Genomic DNA, 23,338 nt, shown 5'->3' with positions numbered 1-23,338 from the left:
AATGGCTTATACAAAAGATTTACGTAAACAAAATGATGCACCACTTGGTAAAATCGAAATAGCACCTGAAGTGATTGGTGTCATTGCCGGGCTTGCCGCAAGTGAAATCGAAAATGTTGCTTATATGCAAGGTGGTTTTGCGACAGAAATGCGCGAAAAATTTAGTGGCGCTGTTAACTACCGAAAAGGCGTAAAAGTTGAATTAACCGAAGAAGGTATTCTCATCGAACTTTATTGTTCTGTTTTATTTGGCGCGACAATTCCACTCGTTGCTCAAAATATTCAAGATGTTGTTAGAGATACCATTTTCAATATGACTGGCTTAAATGTACTTGAAATCAACGTGCATATCGTTGGAGTACAATTTGAAAAAACAGAAACACTTTCCTTCGATGATTTTGAACTATAAAATTCAAGGAAAAAAAGGAGCAGCTTTAACATGAAAAGAAGAGAAGCGCGCGAGAAAGCACTTCAAGCATTATTCCAAATTGAACTAAATGAAATGTCACTTGATCAAGCCATTAAAAATATCATGGAAGATGAGCAAGACGACTATATGGAGAAACTAGTCGAAGGAGTAATGGCGAATAAAGCTGAAATTGATGCTGTTATTGAGCCTAACCTAGACAATTGGCGTATGGATCGTTTAAGCAAAGTAGATTTATCTTTGCTTAGGCTTAGTGTCTATGAAATAAAATACTTGAGTGATGTGCCAAACCGAGTTAGTTTGAATGAATCCATCGAAATTGCAAAAATTTACAGCGATGAAAAATCAAGTAAATTTATTAACGGGGTACTTGCAAACATTGCGCCAGAAGATAAATAAACTTGATAGAGTGCGAGGAATTTCCTTGCACTCCCTTATTTCGCAATTTTTTAAGCTAAAACTTGGAAATGTAATTATAAGGGGGCAATAAACATGGGACAAATGATTGATGGCAAAAAGTTAGCAAAAGAAATTCAAGAAAACGTAACAAGTGAAGTAGCTGAACTTGCAAAAATCGGCAAGAAACCAGGTCTTGCAGTTGTGCTTGTAGGCGATAATCAAGCATCACGTACATATGTTAGAAATAAACAAAAACGCACAGAAGAAGCAGGAATGAAATCTGTTTTGATTGAACTTCCTGAAACAGTGTCAGAAGAAAGATTACTTGAAGTAGTGGAAGAACTAAATACGGATGACACGATCCATGGTATTTTAGTGCAATTACCACTGCCAAAACATATCTCAGAAGAAAAAGTAATTGATACGATTAGTTATGATAAAGATGTTGACGGTTTCCATCCAGTGAACGTAGGCAATTTATTCATTGGAAAAGATTCATTTGTTCCCTGTACACCAGCTGGAATAGTTGAATTAATTAAATCAACTGGTACTCTAATCGAAGGAAAACGTGCAGTTGTTATTGGCAGAAGTAATATCGTCGGTAAACCAGTAGCACAATTATTACTAAATGAAAATGCGACCGTTACAATTGCACATAGTCGTACAAAAGACTTGCCCGAAGTTGCCAAAGAAGCCGATATTCTTGTAGTTGCAACTGGACTTGCTAAATTTGTAAAGAAAAATTATATTAAACCCGGGGCAGTTGTCATTGATGTTGGTATGGACCGCGATGAAAATAATAAACTATGTGGCGATGTTGATTTTAATGATGTAGTAGATGTTGCAGGTTTTATTACACCAGTCCCAGGCGGTGTTGGACCAATGACTATTACCATGTTACTTGCTAACACATTAAAAGCAGCAAAACGCATTTGGAAAATGAATTGATTAATTGGATGTGAAATAATGGAACAAGACAAATATTTAACGGTAGCAGCCATAACCAAATACATTGAAAAAAAATTCGAGGTAGACCCGTATCTGAAACAAGTTTTTGTGCGCGGAGAAATCTCAAATTTAAAACAACCTGCAAGTGGTCATCTTTATTTTACTGTGAAAGATGAATTTGCGATGCTTCGTTCTGTCATGTTTCAAAAAGCAGTTCAAAAGATTGGTTTTGTACCAGAAGATGGTATGAATGTCCTTATCACTGGTCGAATTGGTGTGTTTACAAAAGCTGGGCGTTACCAGTTTTATGCAGAACATATGGAACCAGATGGCATTGGTGCGCTTTATATTCAATTAGAACAATTAAAATCACAATTAGAAAAGGAAGGACTTTTTGCAGAGACGCATAAAAAAGTGCTTCCTTCTTTCCCGTCCAAAGTGGCAGTAGTAACCTCAAAAACGGGTGCAGCAGTGCGGGATATTTTGACAACGATTCACCGTAGAATGCCTTCTGTGGAAGTAATTGTTTATCCAACGATTGTTCAAGGTGAAAAAGCTGCCCAAAAAATCGTCGAGAATATCGGACGAATTAATCAGCGAAATGATATTGACGTCATGATTATTGGGCGTGGTGGAGGGTCATTAGAAGAACTTTGGGCATTTAACGAGGAGCCAGTAGTACGAGCTGTTTATGATTCGGATGTCCCAGTAATATCTGCAGTAGGTCATGAAACCGACTTTGCTTTAAGTGATTTTTCTGCGGATGTTCGTGCGGCAACCCCAACAGCAGCAGCAGAATTAGCAGTTCCTGATTATCGAGACCTAGAGGAACGGCTAGCAGAACGAAAATATCGATTGCTCGCTGTAACTCGGCAATTACTCGAACGAAAAGAACGAAAACTCGAACAGCTTAAACAATATTTAATTCTAAATGGTCCTAAACACCAGCTAGAGCAACAAATGGAACGCACTGATTATTTTTCTGAACGTTTACAAAATGCGTTTGCGAAACAATTGCTAATAAAACAAACAATGTTTAATCGGTTAAATGATCAACTACACTATTATCATCCCGAAAAAGAAATTGCTTTGCAAAAAGAACAATTAATCCGGTATAAAACTGCACTCGATAAAGCAATGAAACAACAACTAAAAGAGAAACAACAATCTTTTGTTAGACAAGTAGAAGCACTGGAATATTTAAGTCCACTTGCTTTATTAAAACGCGGATTTGGTGTAACCTATAAAGAAAAAAAGCTAGTTAAATCAATAACGCAATTAGAAGTCGGCGATAATATTCAAGTGAAAATGCAAGGTGGACAAATAGATGCTTTAATTACTGCAAAGGAGGAAGAGACAAGTGGCAACTAAAAAAAAGACTTTTGAAGATGCAATTGCAGAATTAGAAACAATTGTTGAAGCGCTAGAAAATGGTAGTGCTTCCTTAGAAGATTCCCTCGATATGTATCAAAAGGGAATCGAGTTAACTAAATTGTGTCAAGATAAATTACAAGTAGCAGAGAAGCGAATGGCAAAAGTAGTCACAGATGCAGGAGAAGAAATTCCTTTTGAAGCGGATGGTGAATAAATTTGCAAGATTTGACTCTTTTTCTAGAACATTATAAAAAAGTGATAGATGCTTCACTTTTTACAGAAATAAATAAACGCAATATAGAATCTAAATTAAAAGAAGCGATGTTATATTCCGTACAGGCTGGCGGGAAACGTATTCGACCGATGCTTGTTTTTGCAACCCTGCAAGCATTAAATGTAGATCCAATGCGTGGTGTGAAAACTGCTACTGCGCTTGAAATGATTCATACCTATAGTTTAATTCATGACGATCTACCAGCAATGGACAATGATGATTATCGGCGCGGGAAATGGACAAATCATAAGGTATATGGTGATGCGACTGCTATCTTAGCAGGAGATGCCTTATTAACACTTGCCTTTTCTATTTTAGCGGAAGATGTAGATTTGTCTTTTGAAACAAGAATTGCTTTAATTCAGCAAATTAGCTTTAGTAGCGGAGCGGAGGGCATGGTTGGTGGACAGCAAGCGGATATAGAAGCAGAAAACAAACAAATTTCATTAGATGAATTAGCTTCAATTCATGCTAGAAAAACGGGGGAATTATTAATTTTTGCCGTTACTTCTGCTGCCGAAATTGCCGAAGCGACACCGGAACAAACCAAACGATTACATATTTTTGCCGAAAATATCGGAATTGGTTTTCAAATTAGCGATGATATTTTGGATGTAATTGGTGATGAAACAAAAATGGGTAAAAAGACAGGGGGAGATGCTTTTCTGAATAAAAGTACCTATCCCGGATTACTCACTCTAGATGGTGCTAAAAGGGCATTAAATGAGCATGTTTCTATAGCAAAGTCAGCGCTTTCAGGACATGATTTTAATGATGTTATTCTGATTAAACTTGCTGATTTAATCGCGTTTAGAGAAAATTAATCATAATTATCTAGTAATTTCAAAAATTTTTCACAAGTATATATTAAATTGATTTGCTTTTCCTAAAATACCGTGTTATACTAATGTAAGATTATTTTTGTGGGTGAAAGATACGATTGTGAACAACTTTCCATCTCGTGCCGTTAAGCAAGAATAGTAAATAATTAGTGTGCATAACACACGAGGAGGAACATGAACATGGAACAAGGTACAGTAAAATGGTTTAACGCAGAAAAAGGATTTGGTTTTATCGAACGCGAAAACGGTGACGATGTATTCGTACATTTCAGCGCTATCCAAGGTGACGGATTCAAATCTTTAGACGAAGGTCAAGCAGTAACTTTCGACGTTGAAGAAGGCCAACGCGGACCTCAAGCAGCTAACGTTCAAAAAGCGTAATTCTATTTTTTGAATAAGAAAAAGCAAATCATTTCGGTGGTTTGCTTTTTTATTTGTCTAAAATTACTTTTCCTTGTTTGGTATAACATAAATTATTTGCTATAATAAGAACAATTAATTCAGTAAAAAGATTCGGTTTGCACGTATAGTAGTAAGCGATTCTTTGGAAAGTGAGTTGTTTTTATTTGGATCTTTTAAAAATAAAGGATCCTTCCTTTATGAAACAATTGGATATAAAAGAATTAGAAGCACTCGCAGCGGATATTCGCGCGTTTTTAATTACTTCTACATCAAAATCAGGTGGGCATATCGGTCCAAATCTCGGTGTTGTAGAACTGACGATTGCGATGCATTATACTTTCTCTAGTCCAAAAGATAAATTTATCTGGGATGTTGGACATCAGTCATATGTGCATAAAATTCTCACGGGAAGAGCAAATAAGTTTGAAACATTGCGACAACCTAATGGATTAGACGGTTTTCCAAAAAGAAAGGAATCCGTACATGATGTGTTTGAAACTGGCCATAGCTCGACCTCACTATCAGCAGCGGCCGGTATGGTTATTGCAAGAGATATAAAGCAACAAGATTATTATGTTATTCCTGTAATTGGAGACGGTGCATTGACAGGCGGAATGGCACTTGAAGCACTCAATCATATAGGTGACATGGGAAAAGATATTATTGTTATTTTAAATGATAATGATATGTCGATTGCGCCAAATGTAGGTGCACTTCAAAATATCCTTGGTAAGTTAAGAACCTCAAAATATATAAAAAAAGAGTTAGATAAAATAATTCGGAATATGCCAGATGGTGATGATATTAGAAATCGCTTGTCTAGAGAAGATACTTTTTTCGGACAATTAGGATTTATGTATCTGGGACCAATAGATGGACATAATTTGCGAGATATTATCACTTATTTAGAATTTGCCAAAAGTGTAAAAGGGCCTGTGTTGCTCCATGTCGTCACAAAAAAAGGAAAAGGATACAAACCGGCTGAATTAGATGAACGTGGAACCTGGCATGGTACAGGACCGTACAAAGTCGAAACAGGAAACTTTATTAAGCCAGTAGTGTCGGCACCTTCATGGAGTTCTATTATTAGTCAGGAGTTAATGCGTCTAGCAGCAGAAGATGAAAGAATTGTTGCAATTACGCCTGCCATGCCAGTTGGCTCCAAATTGGAAAAATTTGCAGCAGCGTTTCCTGAGCGTTTTTTTGATGTTGGTATAGCAGAGCAACATGCGACAACTATGTCAGCTGGATTAGCTACGCAAGGTATGAAACCATTTTTAGCGATTTATTCTACATTTTTACAAAGAGCATATGATCAGGTAGTACATGATGTTTGTCGACAAAATTTAAATGTCGTATTTGGAATTGATCGTGCAGGACTTGTTGGTGCTGACGGGGAGACTCATCAAGGCATTTTTGATATTTCATTTTTGAGTAGCATTCCGAATATGGTGATTACCATGCCAAAAGACGAAGCAGAGGCTAAGCAATTGATGGATACTGCTTTTGCTTATGATGATGGTCCAATCGCGATACGTTATCCAAGAGGAAATGGCCCTGGAGTGGAGCCGTATTTATCAACAGAAACAATACCAATTGGGAAATGGGAGATACTAATTCCGCCTGTAGATGCGGTTATTTTAACTTTTGGTCCAACTGTTCAATTGGCGCTTAATGCAGCTAAACAACTGGCGGCAACCGGAAAACAAATTGGTGTTATTAATGCTCGTTTCATCAAACCGCTAGATGAGGAATTGTTACGTAAAATAATAAAACAAAACATCCCCATTTTGACGGTAGAAGAATCGCTATTAAAAGGCGGATTTGGTGCTAGTGTGTTAGAATTTATAGAAATGAATAATTATACCAATTTTATGTTACATCGGATTGGTTTGCCAGATACATTTATTAGTCATGGTTCTGTACAATTAATTCTTGAATCATATGGCATATCTGAATCTGGTATTGTATTAAAAATAAATGAAATGCTCGCACAAAGCGAGAAGTTAAGGGCGAAGAGACTATGACAATAAAAAAAGAGCGGGCAGATATTCTGCTAGTAGATCAAGGATTATTTGAAACAAGGGAAAAAGCGAAACGTGCGATTATGGCGGGAATTGTCTACCGAAAAGAAGAACGTGTTGATAAACCTGGTGAAAAAATCCCAGTAGATAGTGAACTTCAGGTTAAAGGAAAACAAATGCCATATGTCAGCCGTGGTGGACTTAAATTAGAAAAAGCATTAGATGTGTTTGATTTTGATGTAAAAGCTAAATTAATGCTTGATATTGGTGCCTCTACAGGTGGTTTTACTGATTGTGCACTCCAAAACGGTGCAAAACACTCGTATGCATTAGATGTTGGTTATAATCAGCTTGCATGGAAATTACGAAATGATGAACGCGTTACAGTCATGGAGCGCACTAATTTTCGACATGTTACTCCAGCAGATTTTACAGAAGGATTGGCAGATTTTGCAACGATTGATGTCTCGTTTATTTCTTTAAAATTGATTTTACCTGTACTTAGGACGGTTCTTGTAACTGGTGGTGACGTCATGACATTAATTAAACCGCAATTTGAAGCTGGCCGAGAACAAGTAGGGAAAAAGGGAATAATTCGTGATCCGGCAGTTCATCAATCAGTCGTGGAACATATTGTGCAATTTGCGATAGATAATGGTTATGATTTAATGGGGCTTGATTATTCACCGATTACAGGTGGAGAAGGCAATATCGAATTTATTGCGCATCTTAAATGGACAGGGGAAGAAACCGGAACAAATCATTTACCTTCTGATGCAATAACTAAACTCGTTTCTAAAGCTCATACAAAATTAGATAAATAATGTATACCGGAAAGCAGAAATGTTTTCCGGTTTTTACTTTTATTATGCGATTGTCACCATTTCATTATGTATTTTCAATGTATAAAATATTAAATGAATATTTCTTGTATAATTTTGCACTAATTCCGTGACTTTATGCGTTTTTTCGGATAAGATGTAAGTAGAAAATTATCGTGAGGTGAAAAAGGAATGAATAAAGGTCATCGTCATATTATTATTCGAGAATTGATTACATCTAATGAGATTGACACGCAAGAAGATTTAGTAGAACTTCTTTTAGAACGCGATGTTAAAGTCACCCAAGCAACTGTTTCCCGTGATATTAAAGAACTTCATCTAGTCAAAGTTCCAACACAAACTGGTGGTTATAAGTATAGTCTGCCAGCCGATAATAGCTTTAATCCACATCAAAAATTAAAACGCGCATTAATTGATTGTTTTATTGGTATTGATACAGTACAATTTATGATTATTATAAAAGTCATGCCAGGAAATGGAAATTCAGTTGGTGCGCTAATAGATAACTTAGACTGGCCAGAGAAAGCAGGAACACTTTGCGGAGATGATACTTGCTTGATTATTTGTCGCTCGGAAGAAAATGCTAAAACATTAACAAATCGTTTTATTGATATGCTTTAAAAATGGTTGGAGGTGAATAAGATTGCTTCAAGAAATGACAATTAAAAACTTTGCTATCATTGAATCACTTTCTTTACGTTTTCAGGAAGGAATGACGGTACTGACAGGGGAGACCGGCGCGGGTAAATCAATTATTATTGATGCGCTTGGTCTTCTTGTTGGCGGACGTGGATCAACCGATTTTATTCGTCATGGAGAGGAACGCCTAGAATTGCAAGGACTTTTTGCTCTGGCAGAAGATAATGCCGCCTGCCGAAATGCGCTCTTAGAAAATGGAATAGATGCAACAGATGATATGGTTGTATTGGAACGTAGCCTATTTCGGTCAGGTAAAAATAGCTGTCGAATTAATGGTAAGTTAGTTACGACTGTGCTACTTCGCCAAATTGGTTCGAAATTAATTGATATTCATAGTCAACATGAGCACCAAGAATTAATGAATGAGGAGTTTCACTTATCCTTATTAGACCGTTTTGCTGCTGATAAAATTAAACCAGTTTTGACAAAATATCAAACTTATTTTAAAGAATACCAAACCATTTCCAAAGAATGGGAGAATTGGACAAAAAATGAACGGGAACTTGCCCAAAGACTTGATATGCTTCGTTTTCAACAGCAAGAAATTGAAAATGCTAATTTACAAGTGGGAGAAGAAGACCGTTTATTAGAACAAAAGAATATCTTGGCAAACTTTGAAAAATTAAACGAAAATTTGCAGGGAGCCTATACAGCCATTCAAGGTGAACCAGGTGGACTTGAATTTGTCGGAGAAGCGATGCGCCAGATGGATACAGCTGCTAGTATTCATACAGATTATAAGGCGGTTAGTGAGGCGATTTCTTCCAGTTACTATATGTTAGAAGATAGTATGAGTCAAATTAGACAAGCACTTGATCAACTAGAATTTCAGCCGGAAGAACTAAATCTAATTGAATCACGATTAAATGACCTAAATCAATTGAAACGTAAATACGGTAAAACAATTGAAGATATTATTCAATATGAACAAGAAATTAGTAGTGAAATGGAGAAATTAACGGATAGTGAATCTCATGTTGGTCATTTAGAATCTAAATTAGCAAGCATGAAAACAGAACTTAGCAAACAAGCAAACACACTAACAGATATCCGTAAAAAAGCAGCAACAATACTTGAAAAACAAATAAAACAAGAATTAAATCAACTTTATATGGAAAAAGCGATTTTTAGTGTTCGATTTGAAACGGACAAAATGGAATTAACCGAGAATGGTCAAGATAGTATCGTTTTCTATATGTCTACCAATCCAGGGGAGCCATTAAAACCTCTAGCAAAAATCGCTTCAGGTGGAGAATTATCTCGTATGATGTTAGCGCTTAAAACGATTTTCTCTAGACATCAAGGAATAACATCTATTATTTTTGATGAAGTTGATACAGGTGTAAGTGGTCGTGTTGGTCAAGCGATTGCAGAGAAAATATACGCAGTTTCAGTAGGGTCACAAGTTCTTTGTATTAGCCATTTACCACAAGTTGCAGCAATGGCAAACCACCATTATTATATTACTAAAAAAGTACAAAATAAACGAACAACTACTTCTGTTACAATTCTTGAAGGAAATAACAAAGTAGAAGAAATTAGCCGAATGATAGCCGGAATAGAAGTAACAGAATTAACCAAACAACATGCAAAAGAAATGATGGAACAAGCCGAAAAAGTAAAACAAACTTATTAAAAAAACAAAATTGCTTGCATATCGAATAGTTTTTGCTTAAAATGGATAAGGTAGAAATTATTACCTGGTCATAAAAACAACTACTAATTCTGAAATGCGGCTTTTTTGTGCGAAAAAGGAGTTATTTTTTATGACAAGTAAACGATTTTTTTCAGATGATGCAGAAACTAGTTCCTTTGTTTTTGCAATAGCAGGCGCTGATGATGAAATAGTTTTAGAAACAATTCGTCTAGCACTTGCTCAAAAATTAGGCAAATTCCTTTTATTTGGGAAAAACGAAGAGAAAGCTTTAACTGCACATGAATGTGTCACTTGGATTCAAGCCGATACAGCAGATCAGGCAGCTCAAGGCGCTATTTTAGCCGTGAAAAATAAAGAGGCAGATATTCTAGTGAAAGGTTTTATTCCAACAGCAACTTTAATGCGTCATGTATTAAAAAAAGAAAACGGACTTAGAACAGGTGCTTTATTAAGTCAAATAGCTATTTTTGATATTCCTAATTATCATAAACCGTTATTATTAACAGATTGTGCTATGAATGTTGCACCAAATACAGAAGAAAAAATCGCTATAACCGAAAATGCAGTAAATGCCGCAATTAAAATTGGTATTTCAAAGCCAAAAGTAGCCTTGCTTAGCGCAGTAGAAGAAGTTACCAATAAAATGCCTTCTACAATCGAAGCAAAGGAAGTAGTTAATCATTTTGGAAGTGAGCTAGAAATTGCTGGGCCGCTTGCGCTAGATGTAGCTATTTCTAAAGAAGCTGCTATTCATAAAGGGATTAAAAGTAGTACGGCTGGTGAAGCGGATATTTTAATTGCTCCAAATATTGAAACTGGAAATGTGCTTTATAAATCGCTAGTTTATTTTGCAGGGGCTAAGGTAGGGAGTGCTATCGTTGGAGCAAAAGTACCTATTGTTATCTCTTCCAGAAACGATACGCCAGAAAATAAACTCGCTTCGTTTCTTCTAACTGTCCGAATGGTTGGAAAATAATGAAATAATGTGAATAGACGGACTTTAATATTCTGAATGCAAAGGCTTTTATATGAATGCAGCCTACGTGTTACAATAGTCTTTGGGAAAATGATAACTTACTGCATTTTTCACAATTAAATTTGGAGGAAATTAAATGTCTTTTGATGTTTTGACAATAAATCCCGGTTCGACTTCCACAAAACTCGCCGTATACCAAGGCGACAAACTTCTTTTTGAAGAAACAATCAGACACGGAATGCAAGAACTAGCCAATTTTAATAATGTACAAGATCAATTTGATTTTAGATGGCAATTGCTACAAAGAGTGATTGATTCGTTTGGGTATGATATAAACAAATTAGATGCTGTCGTTGGTCGTGGCGGCTTACTTCGACCAGTTGCTGGCGGTACCTATAAAGTGACTGATAAAATGTTAGCAGATTTACAAGAAAATAAATACGGAGAACATGCTTCTAATTTAGGCGCAATGCTTGCTAAGAAGTTAGCTGATAATCTCCAAATTCCAAGTTTTATTGTGGACCCTGTCGTAGTTGATGAAATGCAGCCGGTTGCAAGATTTTCGGGGAATGAGCTTATCACTAGGAAGAGTATTTTTCATGCGTTAAATCATAAAGCTGCTGGACGGAAAATTGCCAAACAGCTTGGTTCTGATTACGAAAAGATGAATTTTGTTATTGCACATCTTGGTGGTGGTATTTCTGTTGCTGCACATAAACAAGGTAAAGCAGTAGATGTCAATAATGCCTTAGATGGAGACGGGCCATTTAGTCCTGAACGTTCAGGCTCACTACCAATGAATGATTTTCTAGAAGCTTGTTTTAGTGGGAATTGGACTAAACGAGAATTACACGATTTCATTGTTGGTCGTGGTGGAATGATTTCTTATCTAGGTACAAATAGCATGTTAGAGATTGAAGCCAAAGTACATACGGGTAATGAAAAAGCTACAGATGCATTCCAGGCAATGGCTTATCAAGTTAGTAAAGAAATTGGAGCATGCTCAGTAGTTTTAGAAGGTAAGATTGATGCTATTATCCTAACTGGCGGACTTGCTAGAAGCGAACTTTTTACAAAGGAAATTACCAAACAAATTAACTGGATAGCTAAAGTGATTATAGAACCGGGAGAAGATGAGTTGGAAGCCCTAAATAGTGGCGTACAAAGAGTACTTGCAGGTCTAGAAAAAGAAAAAGTATATTAATAAGGAGGAGATAATGTGGCAACAGAATATGATGTAGTTATTCTTGGCGGGGGAACTGGCGGTTACGTTGCAGCAATACAAGCCGCAAAAAATGGTCAAAAAGTCGCTGTCGTTGAAAAAGGAAAGGTTGGCGGGACATGTCTTCACCGTGGTTGTATTCCAACTAAAGCTTTATTACGTTCTGCAGAAGTCCTACAAACAGTAAAAAAAGCGAGTGAATTTGGTATTACAGTCGAAGGGAATGCTAATATTAACTTTTTACAAGCGCAAACAAGAAAACAAGCAATTGTAGATCAATTAGAAAAAGAAATTCATCAATTATTTAAGCAAGGAAAAATTGATTTATTTGTTGGAACAGGAACTATATTAGGCCCATCTATCTTTTCACCAACAGCTGGAACGGTATCTGTTGAATTTGAGGATGGTTCAGAGAATGAAATGCTAATTCCTAAAAACCTTATTATAGCCACAGGTTCCAAGCCACGTAGTCTTAAAGGTCTTACAATTGATGAAGAAAATGTGCTATCTTCTGACGGTGCCCTTAATTTAGAAACATTGCCTAAATCAATCATTATTGTTGGTGGTGGCGTAATCGGGATGGAATGGGCTTCCATGATGCATGATTTTGGTGTAGAAGTCACTGTTCTGGAATACGCTGACAGAATTTTACCAACGGAAGATAAAGAAGTAGCAAAAGAATTAGCAAGACTTTACAAAAAGAAAAAATTAACTATGCATACAGCTGCTGAAGTTCAAGCAACTAGCTATAAAAAAACTGATACAGGTGTCCAAATAAATGCAGTAATTAAAGGTGAGGAACAAACATTTACAGCAGACAAGATTCTTGTTTCTGTAGGGCGTTCTGCTAATACGGAAAATATCGGCTTACAAAATACTGATGTTACAACTGAAAATGGCTTTATTCAAGTTAATGACGCTTATCAAACAAAAGAAAGTCATATTTATGCAATTGGTGACTGTATCCCAACAATTCAACTTGCACATGTTGCGATGGAAGAAGGAACAATCGCAGCTAACCATATTGCTGGAAAATCGATTGAAAAACTAGATTACGATTTAGTTCCACGTTGTATTTATACATCAACAGAAATTGCAAGCGTTGGTATCACCGAAGAACAAGCCAAAGAACGTGGCTATAACATAAAAAAAGGTAAGTTTTTCTTCCGAGGTATCGGAAAAGCACTCGTTTACGGGGAGTCAGACGGTTTTATTAAAATCATTGCAGATAAAGATACGGACGATATTCTAGGTGTTAGCATGATTGGACCTCATGTAACCGATATGATTAGTGAAGCCGCACTCGCGCAAGTATTAAACGCAACCCCATGGGAAGTGGGAAATACGATTCACCCGCACCCAACTTTATCAGAAAGTTTTAGAGAAGCTGCCCTTGCTGTGGATGGTAATGCAATTCATGGTTAATACAGCTTTAAAGGAGGAACAAAAATGACTTTAAAAGAAGCCGGTTTAACAGAAGATAAATTAGTAAAAATGTATAAAACAATGTTAATGGCAAGGAGACTTGATGAACGTATGTGGCTACTCAATCGTTCTGGGAAAATCCCTTTTACGATTTCTGGGCAAGGACAAGAAACAGCTCAAATCGGTGCTGCATTCGCCTTTGATTTAGAAAAAGATTATGCCTTACCATATTATCGTGATTTAGCAGTAGTTTTAGCTTTTGGTATGACAGCAAAAGATATAATGCTCTCTGCTTTTGCGAAAGCTGAGGATCCAAACTCGGGCGGTCGTCAAATGCCTGCTCACTTTGGTCAAAAAGCTAATCGTATTGTGACACAAAGTTCACCAGTAACCACACAGTTTCCACATGCTGCTGGTATTGGATTAGCAGCAAAAATGGCTAATGATCCAGTTGCAATCTATGCTTCCACTGGAGAAGGCTCCTCTAACCAAGGAGATTTTCATGAAGGAATCAACTTTGCATCTGTACATAAGTTGCCAGTTGTGTTCGTTATCCATAATAATAAGTATGCTATCTCTGTTCCAGCTTCTAAACAATATGCCGCAGAAAAACTTTCGGACCGAGCAATTGGTTACGGAATTCCTGGTGAGCGAGTAGATGGAACAAATATGGGAGAAGTTTATGCAGCTTTTAAACGTGCAGCTGATCGAGCAAGAAATGGGGAAGGTCCTACGTTAATTGAGACAGTTTCCTATCGTTTTACACCACACTCCTCCGATGATGATGATAGTAGCTATCGTTCCAAATCAGAAGTCGCAGAAGCAAAAGAAAAAGACCCATTAAAGATTTTTGAAAAAGAGCTAGTTGATGAAGGTTATTTAACAGAAGAAAAAATTGCTGAAATCGAAAAAAGTGTTGCTAAAGAAGTTAATGAAGCAACCGATTATGCGGAAAATGCAGCATACGCAGAACCAGAATCATCCTTACTATATGTATACGATGAAGATGCGAATAGCTGATTAGGAGGGAATTTTAATGCCAGTCATTTCATATATTGATGCAATAACAATGGCGCTTAAAGAAGAAATGGAGCGCGATGATAAAGTATTTATTTTAGGGGAAGATGTAGGGAAAAAAGGCGGTGTATTTAAAGCAACTGCCGGTTTGTATGATGAATTTGGTGAAGATCGTGTTTTAGATACACCACTTGCAGAGTCAGCAATTGCTGGAGTTGGAATTGGTGCTGCAATGTATGGGTATCGTCCAGTTGCCGAAATGCAGTTTGCTGATTTTATCATGCCAGCTGTGAATCAAATTATTTCTGAAGCCTCGAGAATTCGCTATCGTTCGAATAATGATTGGTCTTGTCCAATGGTCATTCGCGCCCCGTTTGGTGGTGGTGTTCACGGAGCACTTTACCATTCTCAATCGGTCGAAAAAGTATTCTTTGGACAACCAGGACTGAAAATTGTGGTTCCATCTTCTCCATATGATGCTAAAGGACTTTTAAAAGCAGCGATTCGCGATAATGATCCAGTGCTTTTCTTTGAACATAAACGTGCATATCGCTTACTTAAAGGGGAAGTGCCAGAAACAGATTATATCGTTCCAATCGGTAAAGCCAACGTGGTTCGTGAAGGCGATGATATTACGGTGATAACATATGGTCTAGCTGTTCAATTTGCTCAACAAGCTGCTGAAAGACTTGCAAGTGAAGGTGTAGAAGCACATATTCTTGATTTGCGTACTATTTATCCATTAGATCAAGAAGCAATTATCGAAGCAACAAAGAAAACTGGAAAAGTCCTTCTTGTAACAGAAGACAATAAACAAGGAAGCATTATTAGCGAAGTAGCAGCAATTATTTCAGAACATTGCTTATTCGACTTAGATGCACCGATTGCAAGACTTGCTGGACCAGATACCCCAGCAATGCCTTTTGCTCCAACAATGGAAAAACATTTTATGATTAATCCAGATAAAGTTGCAGATGCAATGAAAGAATTAGCGGAATTTTAGACCCGTTTTAAATAAAAGGAGTGAAGACCCGTGGCAGTTGAAAAAATAACCATGCCCAAGTTAGGGGAAAGTGTAACAGAAGGAACCATTAGTTCATGGTTAGTCAAACCCGGTGATAAAGTAGAAAAATATGATGCTATTGCTGAAGTGTTAACTGACAAAGTAACCGCTGAAATCCCATCTTCATTTAGCGGTACCATTAAAGAGCTTTTGGCGGAAGAAGATACAACATTAGAAGTCGGCGAAGTGATTTGTACTATTGAAACAGCTGAAACAAGTAACGTGGAAGTAGAGACAAAAGAACAGATACCTGACGAGACACCTAAAGAAACAAATGAATCAGCAAAACAAGTAACATTAGCGGAGGCACCAGCAAGCGGAAGATTTTCTCCTGCTGTACTACGAATCGCTGGTGAAAATAATATCGATTTAAATACCATTCAAGGAACAGGAAAAGGCGGTCGGATTACAAGAAAAGATTTGCTGCAAAGAATAGAAACCGGTTCAGCAGCTCCTAAACAAGAACAGTTGGAACAACCAACACGTGAACAAACAAAGACTCCTGAACCAGTTAGAACAGTAGCAGGAGACAAGGAAATTCCAATTAACGGCGTAAGAAAAGCAATTGCTAAACATATGAGTGTTAGCAAACAAGAAATTCCGCATGCGTGGATGATGGTTGAAGTCGATGCAACTGGTCTTGTTCGCTACCGTAATTCCGTGAAAGATAGCTTTAAAAAAGAAGAAGGCTATTCATTAACTTACTTTGCTTTTTTCATCAAAGCAGTAGCACAAGCATTAAAAGAATTCCCACAACTTAATAGTACGTGGGCAGGAGATAAAATTATTGAGCATGGGAATATCAATGTTTCTATAGCAGTTGCAGCAGGAGATTTACTCTATGTGCCGGTAATTAAAAATGCAGATGAAAAATCAATTAAAGGTATTGCTCGTGAAATTAGCGAACTTGCTTTAAAAGCTCGAAATGGAAAACTTACACAAGCGGATATGGAAGGTGGCACATTTACAGTTAATAGTACTGGTTCTTTTGGTTCCATACAATCTATGGGAATTATTAACCATCCACAAGCAGCCATTCTTCAAGTAGAGTCAATTGTTAAACGTCCAGTAATTATTGATGATATGATTGCTGTTCGTGACATGGTAAATCTATGTTTGTCCATTGATCATCGTATACTAGATGGATTACTCGCAGGCAAATTCTTACAAGCAATAAAAGCCGCAGTAGAAAAAATTTCCAAAGATAATACAGCGTTATATTAAATATGTTTTAATCTAGCTTTAGCGGGTATTGTTTAGTACATCTAGATCCATACCCCTAAACTCCCTAGATGTCTTGGGTAGTACTTTCGGGTGCTGCTCTTTTTTTGTAGAAAAAAGCAAAAAAAATCTGAACCAAATTGGCTCAGATAGTAAACTCTTATAGAAACATTAATACCCCAGTTAAAACACTAGATAATACAATCGCGATCAACATTAAAATAACGACAACGCGAACTATTTTTTTATTAGTCATTGTGGAAGAAAACTCCTCTCATAAAGCTTTACTTAAATATATCTTACTGATAAATGAGAAGAATTTCAAGTAATATTTGTATTTTTTATCCAAAAAGACCAAAGGGGAATAATTTATGGAAACGAATGTGAAAAAATATTTTATGGAACTTATTCAAATTCCGTCTATTTCTAGAAAAGAAGCAGCTATTTTAAGTTATATAGAAAGTCATTTAACTAATTTAGGCGTTTCATTTAGTTTAGATGAAAGTTATGGTCTAATTGCTCGAATTCCAGCAACTGCTGAAAATTTTCCAACCATTCTTTTTGGGAGCCATTTAGATACTCATCCAAGCGCAGAAAAACCAATTGTTCAAATTGATGAGGGTAAAATTAGGACGGAAAACGATGCTTCATTAGGTGCAGATGATAAAGCAGCAGTGGCGGCTATGTTAGCTGCGATAGATTATTTTGTTGCTGAAAAAACAGTACATGGTCCAATTGAATTTATTTTTACGACTAGAGAAGAACTTGGAATGGTTGGAATGAAATTATTTCCAGAAGAAAAAATCACAGCTACTTACGGCTATTGCTTAGATGCTCCAGGAAAAGTTGGTAGTTATCAAGCTAAAGCAAATACGTTAGTAGCAGTTACCTTTACAATTGTGAGCTCTGATATTACACAAATGTCACCAATTTCTGTTGCGAAAATGGCGCTTCATGCAACAAAACCCGGCCGCATTGACAAGGAAAATAAGTGGGAAATTCAGTCGTTCTCTGGAGGAATTAATGATAATAATCAGCAAGATGCGCAACTAGAAATTATATTTGATTCAAATGCTAATTATTCCAAAGCATTAGGGCATATTCAAACAATAAAAGAACGCTTTAGTCAGATATGTGAGAAATACGGTGCCACATTGGCTCATGAAACAGCGCTGATTTATGAAGGTTTTCAAATTCAAAAAAAACACCCATTAATCAATATTCTTCAAAAAGCTACACAAAAACAAGGATTAAAAATGCAAGAAATAAGTCTAGAAGGCGGAACTGATGCAAATATTTTGAACGAAAAAGGGATTCCAACGATATTACTTTCTGCGGGATACGAGCAAGCGCACACAGAAGAGGAGTACGTGTTTATAGAGCAATTAGAAGAGCTTACACATTTAGTCATAAATCTAGCAGAATCCGCAAAAAATGAAAAAATTTTACTTAGAAAGTTAAATTAATGAAAAAAAGTCAAATAATTCGGATTGATTCATTGTCCAAGAGGCAATTCTTTGATATAGTAAATAATGTTGATACTTTTATGTGTCATGTTGAAGTAAGACAGATTTTTCTGCCTTAATAAACCGGAAAGGAAGAAGTGCAAAATGGCAAAACAAGAAATAGGTGTTATAGGAATGGGCGTTATGGGTCGTAATTTAGCCCTAAATATCGAAAGCCGCGGTCATACAGTATCTATCTTTAACCGTTCTTCTGAAAAAACAAAAGCGGTAATGGAAGAAAATGCGGACAAAAAATTAGTACCAACTTATAGTTTAGAGGATTTTGTTGAATCTCTTGAAGTACCACGCCGTATTCTTATTATGGTAAAAGCTGGCGATGCTACAGATATGATGATTGAAGCAGTTAAACCTTTCTTAAATGAAGGAGATATTTTAATTGATGGCGGGAATGCATTCTTTAAAGACACGATTCGTCGTAATAAAGAATTAAGTGAAGAAGGATTTAATTTTATCGGAACTGGTGTATCAGGCGGAGAAGAAGGCGCATTAAAAGGACCTTCTATTATGCCGGGTGGACAACGCAAAGCATATGACCTTGTAGCTCCAATTTTACGTGAAATTGCTGCAGTAGCAGATGGCGAACCTTGTGTAACTTATATTGGTCCAGATGGTGCCGGACATTACGTTAAAATGGTGCATAATGGTATCGAATACGGTGATATGCAATTAATCGCAGAAGCCTACACAATTTTAAAAGAAATTGGTGGACTTAACCATGAGGAACTTGCAACTGTATTTGAAGAATGGAATAATGGCGAGCTGGATAGTTATTTAATCGAGATCACTAAAAATATTCTAAAAGTAAAAGACGAAGAAACTGGTAAACCAATAGTGGATGTTATTTTGGATAAAGCCGGTCAAAAAGGTACTGGTAAATGGACTAGCCAAAGTGCACTTGATTTAGGTGTACCGCTTTCCTTAATTACCGAATCTGTATTTGCACGCTACATTTCTGCATTGAAAGAAGAACGTGTTTATGCAAGTACTGTTTTAAATGGTCCTTCTAATTACCAATTTGAAGGGGACAAAAAAGCTTTTGTGGAATCTGTTCGTCGCGCACTTTATTTCAGTAAAATTGCTTCTTATGCACAAGGTTTTGCTCAAATGAGAGCTGCAAGCGAAGAGAATAATTGGGATTTACAATACGGGGAAATTGCAAAAATCTTCCGCGCTGGCTGTATTATCCGTGCTCGCTTCTTACAAAAAATTACAGATGCTTATAACCAAGATAAAAATCTTAAAAACTTACTACTTGATCCTTATTTCAAAGATATTGCCCACAATTACCAAGGCGATCTTCGTACAGTCGTAGCAGAAGCAGTAAAAGCTGGAATTCCAGTGCCAACATTTACTGCAGCAATTAGCTATTACGATAGTTATCGTTCTGAGGTATTACCTGCAAATCTTATTCAAGCGCAACGTGATTATTTTGGAGCGCATACGTATGAAAGAATTGATAAACCAGGAATTTTCCATACAGAATGGCCAGAAGTAGACGAATAAGTTTTCAAAAAGAGACACTCCTACATAATGTGAGTGTCTCTTTTTTATTGGTATAGAATAGTTAAGTTCCTATAATTGGCATAGAGTAAATATATTTTTTGCTAGTAACTTGGTCAAGCATAAATACAGCAATATCCTCACGAGAGATACTCCATTTTAGCTTACTATCACCATAGCTCGTTTTTATATTTCCTTTATATGGCGAATTTTTAGGAGCGATAAATCTAACTATTGTCCATTCGACAGTAGACGCAGTAATTAATCTTGCAATAGAGAGCATTTCTGTTTTCGCCTGTTTTAACGCTATCCCAGCAATCAAGGAGGGGAATATCGTAGTAAATGATTTTTTATCTTTTTTAAATGGAATACTTGGGGTTCCCCAATCAATTAATCGCTTTATCCCGCATTCAACCATAGCTTGAAGCAATATTTTGTGACCATCTAATGAAACAGTTCCTACATACTTTTTCATTGGGATTCCAACACACCATATCACCACATCACATCCACTAAGTGCCGCCTTTATTTTTAGATAATTAGTTAATTCTCCTGTATGAATTTCCAAATTAGGATGATGTATTGTTACTTTATCTGCATTGCGAACATAAGCATTTACGATAAATCCACGTTCCAAAGCATGCTGGACAACAAATTTACCGATACCACCAGTAGCACCAAAAATGGCTATTTTCATAATCAACCTCCAAATGATAGTCTTTACTTTTCAAAGTATAAAGAGTAAAATTTGTTTTCACAAGTACCTTATTTTTTAATAGGTACTATTAAAAATGATAGTAATGGAGGCTATTGCATGACAAATAGTAAAGAAAACACAAATATAATTTCATGCCCTGTCGCAGATGTTCAAAAAATTATTAATGGGAAATGGACAATGGTAATTATTTATTTTCTAAGTCAAAAAACCTTTCGTTTTGGTGAGCTAAGTCGAGAAATACCACAAATTACACAAGCTAATTTAACAAAAGAGCTGCGTTTATTAGAAAAATACGGATTGATTCATCGAGAAGTTTATCGAGAAGTACCTCCGAAAGTCGAATATTCTTTGACCGATATTGGAACGAAATTTCTGCCAATCATTGAAGCGCTGGAGGTATGGGCAGTGGAGTATCAGGAATATAAAAATGAATATTTATAAGTGAATTTTAAAGTGTCAGACGCTTATTTTCATTGGTGAGTGCTTTTTTATGAGATTTCTATGAATAAATCATGGTAAAGTAGTAAAAAATGCAGGAAATATCCATTTATAGGCTGTTATTAGTTGTTTTTGAGTCAAAGTTCGTTACAATAGTAATAGGAATATAGTGTAATGACCGAAAGAGAGGGTTAGGCCAAATGAATAGAATATTAATTGTTGAAGATGAAAAAAATTTAGCCCGTTTTATTGAGTTAGAATTACAACATGAAAATTATGAAACAGCAGTCGCGAATGATGGACGAGCTGGACTTGAACTCGCATTAAACGAAGAATGGGATGCAATTTTGCTTGATTTAATGTTGCCGCATTTGAATGGCGTAGAAGTATGTCGTCGTGTTCGCCAAGTAAAACAAACACCGATTATTATGATAACCGCACGTGACTCTGTCATTGATCGTGTATCAGGACTTGATCACGGGGCAGATGATTATATTGTTAAGCCATTTGCAATTGAAGAGTTACTTGCTCGGCTACGTTCTCTATTACGTCGAGTTGAGAATGCGGAACAATCAGCTAAACAAACGACGCTTCAATACCGAAATCTTATTGTTGAAAAAGAAAATCGGATTGTAAAACGAGATGAAGAAATTATTGATTTAACAAAACGTGAATATGAACTTTTACTTACTCTAATGGAAAATGTCAATATCGTGCTAACTCGAGAAGTGCTACTGAATAAAGTTTGGGGGTATGAAACAGAAGTAGAAACAAATGTAGTGGATGTATATGTTCGTTATTTGCGAAATAAAATTGATCATCCTGACGAAGAAAGTTATATTCAAACTGTTCGTGGGACTGGGTATGTGATGCGTACATGACAACCAGCCCATTCTCCTTAAAAAGTCGCTCTTTGAAATTTAAATGGACTTTTGGAGCTAGTGCAGCCATTTTTCTAACTTTTTTCTTGTTTTCATATGCGATTTACCAAGGAATTGGGCAAATGTTGCTTAATGAAGAAGAACCAGAAGTGAAAGAACTGCTGCTAGCAACCACGAGTACGCTAACTAATCAAGATCTAACCGACAATGAGGAAATCAAATATCTATTTAATAATGACAAAACGGTGAACCGAAAATTACAAGATCAAGTAATTAACTTGTATGATAAAGATGGTCATTTTATTAATAAATATTATTTTTCAAGAAATCAAGATATTACGAGCATTGATTTTTCGCAGTATTTTGTGAGTGGAACTGATAAATTCATTATGAATAAACCCACGATAGATGGGCAGAAGATGATGACTGCACAAATGCCGATTGTTGCAGATGACAATACGACGGTTATTGGATATGCACAGGTTGTTAATCCACTTACTTCTTATAATCGAATGATGGATCGATTACTTGTGACGATGATTCTTCTTGGTGCTGTGGCGCTATTTATTAGTGGAATGCTAGGTTACTTACTTGCACAAAACTTCTTAAACCCGCTAACAAAACTTGCTCGCTCAATGAATGATATTCGTAAAAATGGTTTCCAAAAACGTATTGAAACAAAAACTAACTCTCGAGATGAGATTGGAGAGTTGACGGTTGTTTTTAATGATATGATGACAAGAATTGAAACTAGTTTTGAACAACAAAAACAATTTGTGGAAGATGCATCACATGAGTTACGGACGCCTGTACAAATCATGGAAGGACATTTGAAACTTCTTACTCGTTGGGGAAAAGACGATCCAGAAGTGTTAGATGAATCATTAAATGCATCGTTAACAGAATTAGAGCGAATGAAAAAATTAGTACAAGAAATGCTTGATTTATCAAGGGCTGAACAAATTTCACAAACCAAAGAATTGCAAATAACAGATGTAAATGCAACGGTTGAACAAGTAAGACGTAATTTTGAAGTTATGTATGAAACTTTTACATTCAAACTAATTGAAGATGACACAGATTTACGTGCTCTTATTCAACATAATCACCTAGAACAAATTTTGATTATCATTATGGATAATGCAGTTAAGTATTCTGGTAATGGAACAGAAGTCGATATGCATTTATATAAGGAAAAAAATCAGATTCATATTGATGTTCGCGATTATGGGGAAGGTATTTCTCAGGAAGAAATTGATAAAATTTTTAATAGATTTTACCGGGTCGATAAAGCGAGAAGCCGTGAAAAAGGCGGTAATGGCTTAGGCCTTGCAATCGCTAAACAATTAGTTGAAGGGTACCTTGGAACAATTGGCGCGATTAGTGAGCCTGATAAAGGTACTACTATCAAAATCACCTTGCCGTATATTGAACCAAAATCAAAATAACACATACACGTCCAT

The 23,338-nt window shown here is 36.3% G+C and carries 24 protein-coding genes; 22 read left to right on the top strand and 2 right to left on the bottom strand.

All coding sequences use genetic code 11. From position 1 onward, the window contains the following. The first annotated feature begins 1 nt into the window (after position 1). The 17 genes from HCJ50_RS08460 (at position 2) to HCJ50_RS08380 (ending at position 16,815) form a co-directional block, all read left to right on the top strand. The gene (locus tag HCJ50_RS08460) at positions 2 to 409 is read left to right on the top strand and encodes an Asp23/Gls24 family envelope stress response protein (protein ID WP_185348201.1); all 408 of its coding nucleotides are present in this window, start codon (positions 2 to 4) and stop codon (positions 407 to 409) included. A 30-nt stretch (positions 410 to 439) separates the two neighbouring features. After that, positions 440 to 826 carry a transcription antitermination factor NusB gene (nusB, locus tag HCJ50_RS08455; RefSeq protein ID WP_185348203.1) on the top strand — a complete coding sequence of 129 codons (387 nt, stop codon included), beginning with the start codon at positions 440 to 442 and terminating at the stop codon, positions 824 to 826. Between the two features lie 93 nt (positions 827 to 919). After that, positions 920 to 1,774 carry a bifunctional methylenetetrahydrofolate dehydrogenase/methenyltetrahydrofolate cyclohydrolase FolD gene (gene folD / locus HCJ50_RS08450; RefSeq protein ID WP_185348204.1) on the top strand — a complete coding sequence of 285 codons (855 nt, stop codon included), beginning with the start codon at positions 920 to 922 and terminating at the stop codon, positions 1,772 to 1,774. A gap of 18 nt (positions 1,775 to 1,792) precedes the next feature. After that, positions 1,793 to 3,145, top strand: a complete 1,353-nt coding sequence (gene xseA, locus HCJ50_RS08445; RefSeq protein ID WP_185348206.1) for an exodeoxyribonuclease VII large subunit — start codon at positions 1,793 to 1,795, stop codon at positions 3,143 to 3,145. After that, a complete protein-coding gene (locus HCJ50_RS08440) occupies positions 3,135 to 3,362 on the top strand; it encodes an exodeoxyribonuclease VII small subunit (protein ID WP_185348208.1) in 228 nt (75 codons plus the stop codon). Before xseA ends, HCJ50_RS08440 begins: the two co-directional genes overlap by 11 nt. A 2-nt stretch (positions 3,363 to 3,364) precedes the next feature. Beyond that, positions 3,365 to 4,246, top strand: coding sequence for a polyprenyl synthetase family protein (locus tag HCJ50_RS08435; RefSeq protein WP_185348210.1), 882 nt, complete (start codon positions 3,365 to 3,367; stop codon positions 4,244 to 4,246). Between the two features lie 198 nt (positions 4,247 to 4,444). Then, positions 4,445 to 4,645: a cold-shock protein gene (locus HCJ50_RS08430; protein WP_003719639.1), complete on the top strand. Its 201-nt coding sequence runs from the start codon at positions 4,445 to 4,447 to the stop codon at positions 4,643 to 4,645. Positions 4,646 to 4,815: 170 nt separating this feature from the next. Further along, positions 4,816 to 6,693, top strand: a complete 1,878-nt coding sequence (dxs, locus tag HCJ50_RS08425) for a 1-deoxy-D-xylulose-5-phosphate synthase (protein WP_185348212.1) — start codon at positions 4,816 to 4,818, stop codon at positions 6,691 to 6,693. Further along, positions 6,690 to 7,514 carry a TlyA family RNA methyltransferase gene (locus HCJ50_RS08420; protein ID WP_185348214.1) on the top strand — a complete coding sequence of 275 codons (825 nt, stop codon included), beginning with the start codon at positions 6,690 to 6,692 and terminating at the stop codon, positions 7,512 to 7,514. The genes dxs and HCJ50_RS08420 overlap by 4 nt, the downstream gene beginning before the upstream one ends. Before the next feature lie 189 nt (positions 7,515 to 7,703). Beyond that, positions 7,704 to 8,153, top strand: a complete 450-nt coding sequence (ahrC, locus tag HCJ50_RS08415) for a transcriptional regulator AhrC/ArgR (RefSeq protein ID WP_185348216.1) — start codon at positions 7,704 to 7,706, stop codon at positions 8,151 to 8,153. 22 nt (positions 8,154 to 8,175) lie between these two features. Continuing rightward, the gene (gene recN, locus HCJ50_RS08410; RefSeq protein ID WP_185348218.1) at positions 8,176 to 9,867 is read left to right on the top strand and encodes a DNA repair protein RecN; all 1,692 of its coding nucleotides are present in this window, start codon (positions 8,176 to 8,178) and stop codon (positions 9,865 to 9,867) included. A gap of 130 nt (positions 9,868 to 9,997) precedes the next feature. Then, positions 9,998 to 10,864, top strand: a complete 867-nt coding sequence (locus tag HCJ50_RS08405; protein WP_185348220.1) for a phosphate acyltransferase — start codon at positions 9,998 to 10,000, stop codon at positions 10,862 to 10,864. Between the two features lie 136 nt (positions 10,865 to 11,000). After that, positions 11,001 to 12,068 carry a butyrate kinase gene (gene buk, locus HCJ50_RS08400; protein ID WP_185348222.1) on the top strand — a complete coding sequence of 356 codons (1,068 nt, stop codon included), beginning with the start codon at positions 11,001 to 11,003 and terminating at the stop codon, positions 12,066 to 12,068. A 15-nt stretch (positions 12,069 to 12,083) separates the two neighbouring features. Then, the gene (gene lpdA / locus HCJ50_RS08395) at positions 12,084 to 13,511 is read left to right on the top strand and encodes a dihydrolipoyl dehydrogenase (RefSeq protein ID WP_185348224.1); all 1,428 of its coding nucleotides are present in this window, start codon (positions 12,084 to 12,086) and stop codon (positions 13,509 to 13,511) included. 24 nt (positions 13,512 to 13,535) lie between these two features. Continuing rightward, a complete protein-coding gene (locus HCJ50_RS08390) occupies positions 13,536 to 14,531 on the top strand; it encodes a thiamine pyrophosphate-dependent dehydrogenase E1 component subunit alpha (protein WP_185348225.1) in 996 nt (331 codons plus the stop codon). 16 nt (positions 14,532 to 14,547) lie between these two features. Continuing rightward, a complete protein-coding gene (locus HCJ50_RS08385; RefSeq protein WP_185348227.1) occupies positions 14,548 to 15,531 on the top strand; it encodes an alpha-ketoacid dehydrogenase subunit beta in 984 nt (327 codons plus the stop codon). Positions 15,532 to 15,561: 30 nt separating this feature from the next. Then, on the top strand, positions 15,562 to 16,815 hold the full coding sequence (locus HCJ50_RS08380) for a dihydrolipoamide acetyltransferase family protein (RefSeq protein ID WP_185348229.1): 1,254 nt from the start codon (positions 15,562 to 15,564) through the stop codon (positions 16,813 to 16,815). Positions 16,816 to 16,972: 157 nt separating this feature from the next. Here the strand turns inward: HCJ50_RS08380 and prli42 are convergent, their stop codons facing one another. Next, on the bottom strand, positions 16,973 to 17,068 hold the full coding sequence (gene prli42, locus HCJ50_RS08375) for a stressosome-associated protein Prli42 (protein WP_185348238.1): 96 nt from the start codon (positions 17,066 to 17,068) through the stop codon (positions 16,973 to 16,975). A gap of 115 nt (positions 17,069 to 17,183) precedes the next feature. On the opposite strand from prli42, the gene HCJ50_RS08370 reads away from it, so the two are divergent. Both HCJ50_RS08370 and gndA read left to right on the top strand, forming a co-directional pair. Further along, positions 17,184 to 18,278 carry a M20/M25/M40 family metallo-hydrolase gene (locus HCJ50_RS08370; protein WP_185348240.1) on the top strand — a complete coding sequence of 365 codons (1,095 nt, stop codon included), beginning with the start codon at positions 17,184 to 17,186 and terminating at the stop codon, positions 18,276 to 18,278. A gap of 144 nt (positions 18,279 to 18,422) precedes the next feature. After that, positions 18,423 to 19,841: an NADP-dependent phosphogluconate dehydrogenase gene (gene gndA, locus HCJ50_RS08365; RefSeq protein WP_185348242.1), complete on the top strand. Its 1,419-nt coding sequence runs from the start codon at positions 18,423 to 18,425 to the stop codon at positions 19,839 to 19,841. A 61-nt stretch (positions 19,842 to 19,902) separates the two neighbouring features. On the opposite strand, the gene HCJ50_RS08360 is transcribed toward gndA, so the two are convergent. Beyond that, positions 19,903 to 20,535 (bottom strand): NAD(P)-dependent oxidoreductase, encoded by a 633-nt coding sequence (locus tag HCJ50_RS08360; protein WP_185348244.1) that lies wholly within the window; start codon positions 20,533 to 20,535, stop codon positions 19,903 to 19,905. Positions 20,536 to 20,652: 117 nt separating this feature from the next. Here HCJ50_RS08360 and HCJ50_RS08355 point away from each other — a divergent pair, with 117 nt between their 5' ends. From HCJ50_RS08355 to HCJ50_RS08345, 3 genes are all read left to right on the top strand, one after another. After that, complete coding sequence (locus HCJ50_RS08355) at positions 20,653 to 20,997, top strand: winged helix-turn-helix transcriptional regulator (RefSeq protein WP_185348246.1); 345 nt, start codon at positions 20,653 to 20,655, stop codon at positions 20,995 to 20,997. A 197-nt stretch (positions 20,998 to 21,194) separates the two neighbouring features. After that, on the top strand, positions 21,195 to 21,875 hold the full coding sequence (locus tag HCJ50_RS08350) for a response regulator transcription factor (protein ID WP_003719652.1): 681 nt from the start codon (positions 21,195 to 21,197) through the stop codon (positions 21,873 to 21,875). Next, positions 21,872 to 23,323, top strand: coding sequence for a HAMP domain-containing sensor histidine kinase (locus HCJ50_RS08345; RefSeq protein ID WP_185348250.1), 1,452 nt, complete (start codon positions 21,872 to 21,874; stop codon positions 23,321 to 23,323). The genes HCJ50_RS08350 and HCJ50_RS08345 overlap by 4 nt, the downstream gene beginning before the upstream one ends. Positions 23,324 to 23,338: the final 15 nt, after the last annotated feature.

Origin of the sequence: Listeria immobilis, assembly GCF_014322765.1 — a bacterium.
GTDB classification, from domain to species: Bacteria; Bacillota; Bacilli; order Lactobacillales; family Listeriaceae; genus Listeria; species Listeria immobilis.
Note: the sequence above shows the minus strand (reverse complement) of the source record. Positions and strands in the feature narration are given on the sequence as shown.

Coding starts and splice junctions, on each gene's coding strand:
- nusB (WP_185348203.1), top strand. CDS start 440: ATGAAAAGAAGAGAAGCGCGCGAGAAAGCACTTCAAGCATTATTCCAA.
- buk (WP_185348222.1), top strand. CDS start 11,001: ATGTCTTTTGATGTTTTGACAATAAATCCCGGTTCGACTTCCACAAAA.
- HCJ50_RS08350 (WP_003719652.1), top strand. CDS start 21,195: ATGAATAGAATATTAATTGTTGAAGATGAAAAAAATTTAGCCCGTTTT.
- HCJ50_RS08360 (WP_185348244.1), bottom strand. CDS start 20,535: ATGAAAATAGCCATTTTTGGTGCTACTGGTGGTATCGGTAAATTTGTT.
- HCJ50_RS08420 (WP_185348214.1), top strand. CDS start 6,690: ATGACAATAAAAAAAGAGCGGGCAGATATTCTGCTAGTAGATCAAGGA.
- prli42 (WP_185348238.1), bottom strand. CDS start 17,068: ATGACTAATAAAAAAATAGTTCGCGTTGTCGTTATTTTAATGTTGATC.
- folD (WP_185348204.1), top strand. CDS start 920: ATGGGACAAATGATTGATGGCAAAAAGTTAGCAAAAGAAATTCAAGAA.
- HCJ50_RS08390 (WP_185348225.1), top strand. CDS start 13,536: ATGACTTTAAAAGAAGCCGGTTTAACAGAAGATAAATTAGTAAAAATG.
- HCJ50_RS08345 (WP_185348250.1), top strand. CDS start 21,872: ATGACAACCAGCCCATTCTCCTTAAAAAGTCGCTCTTTGAAATTTAAA.
- xseA (WP_185348206.1), top strand. CDS start 1,793: ATGGAACAAGACAAATATTTAACGGTAGCAGCCATAACCAAATACATT.
- HCJ50_RS08385 (WP_185348227.1), top strand. CDS start 14,548: ATGCCAGTCATTTCATATATTGATGCAATAACAATGGCGCTTAAAGAA.
- HCJ50_RS08430 (WP_003719639.1), top strand. CDS start 4,445: ATGGAACAAGGTACAGTAAAATGGTTTAACGCAGAAAAAGGATTTGGT.
- HCJ50_RS08355 (WP_185348246.1), top strand. CDS start 20,653: ATGACAAATAGTAAAGAAAACACAAATATAATTTCATGCCCTGTCGCA.
- HCJ50_RS08405 (WP_185348220.1), top strand. CDS start 9,998: ATGACAAGTAAACGATTTTTTTCAGATGATGCAGAAACTAGTTCCTTT.
- ahrC (WP_185348216.1), top strand. CDS start 7,704: ATGAATAAAGGTCATCGTCATATTATTATTCGAGAATTGATTACATCT.
- HCJ50_RS08370 (WP_185348240.1), top strand. CDS start 17,184: ATGGAAACGAATGTGAAAAAATATTTTATGGAACTTATTCAAATTCCG.
- HCJ50_RS08460 (WP_185348201.1), top strand. CDS start 2: ATGGCTTATACAAAAGATTTACGTAAACAAAATGATGCACCACTTGGT.
- gndA (WP_185348242.1), top strand. CDS start 18,423: ATGGCAAAACAAGAAATAGGTGTTATAGGAATGGGCGTTATGGGTCGT.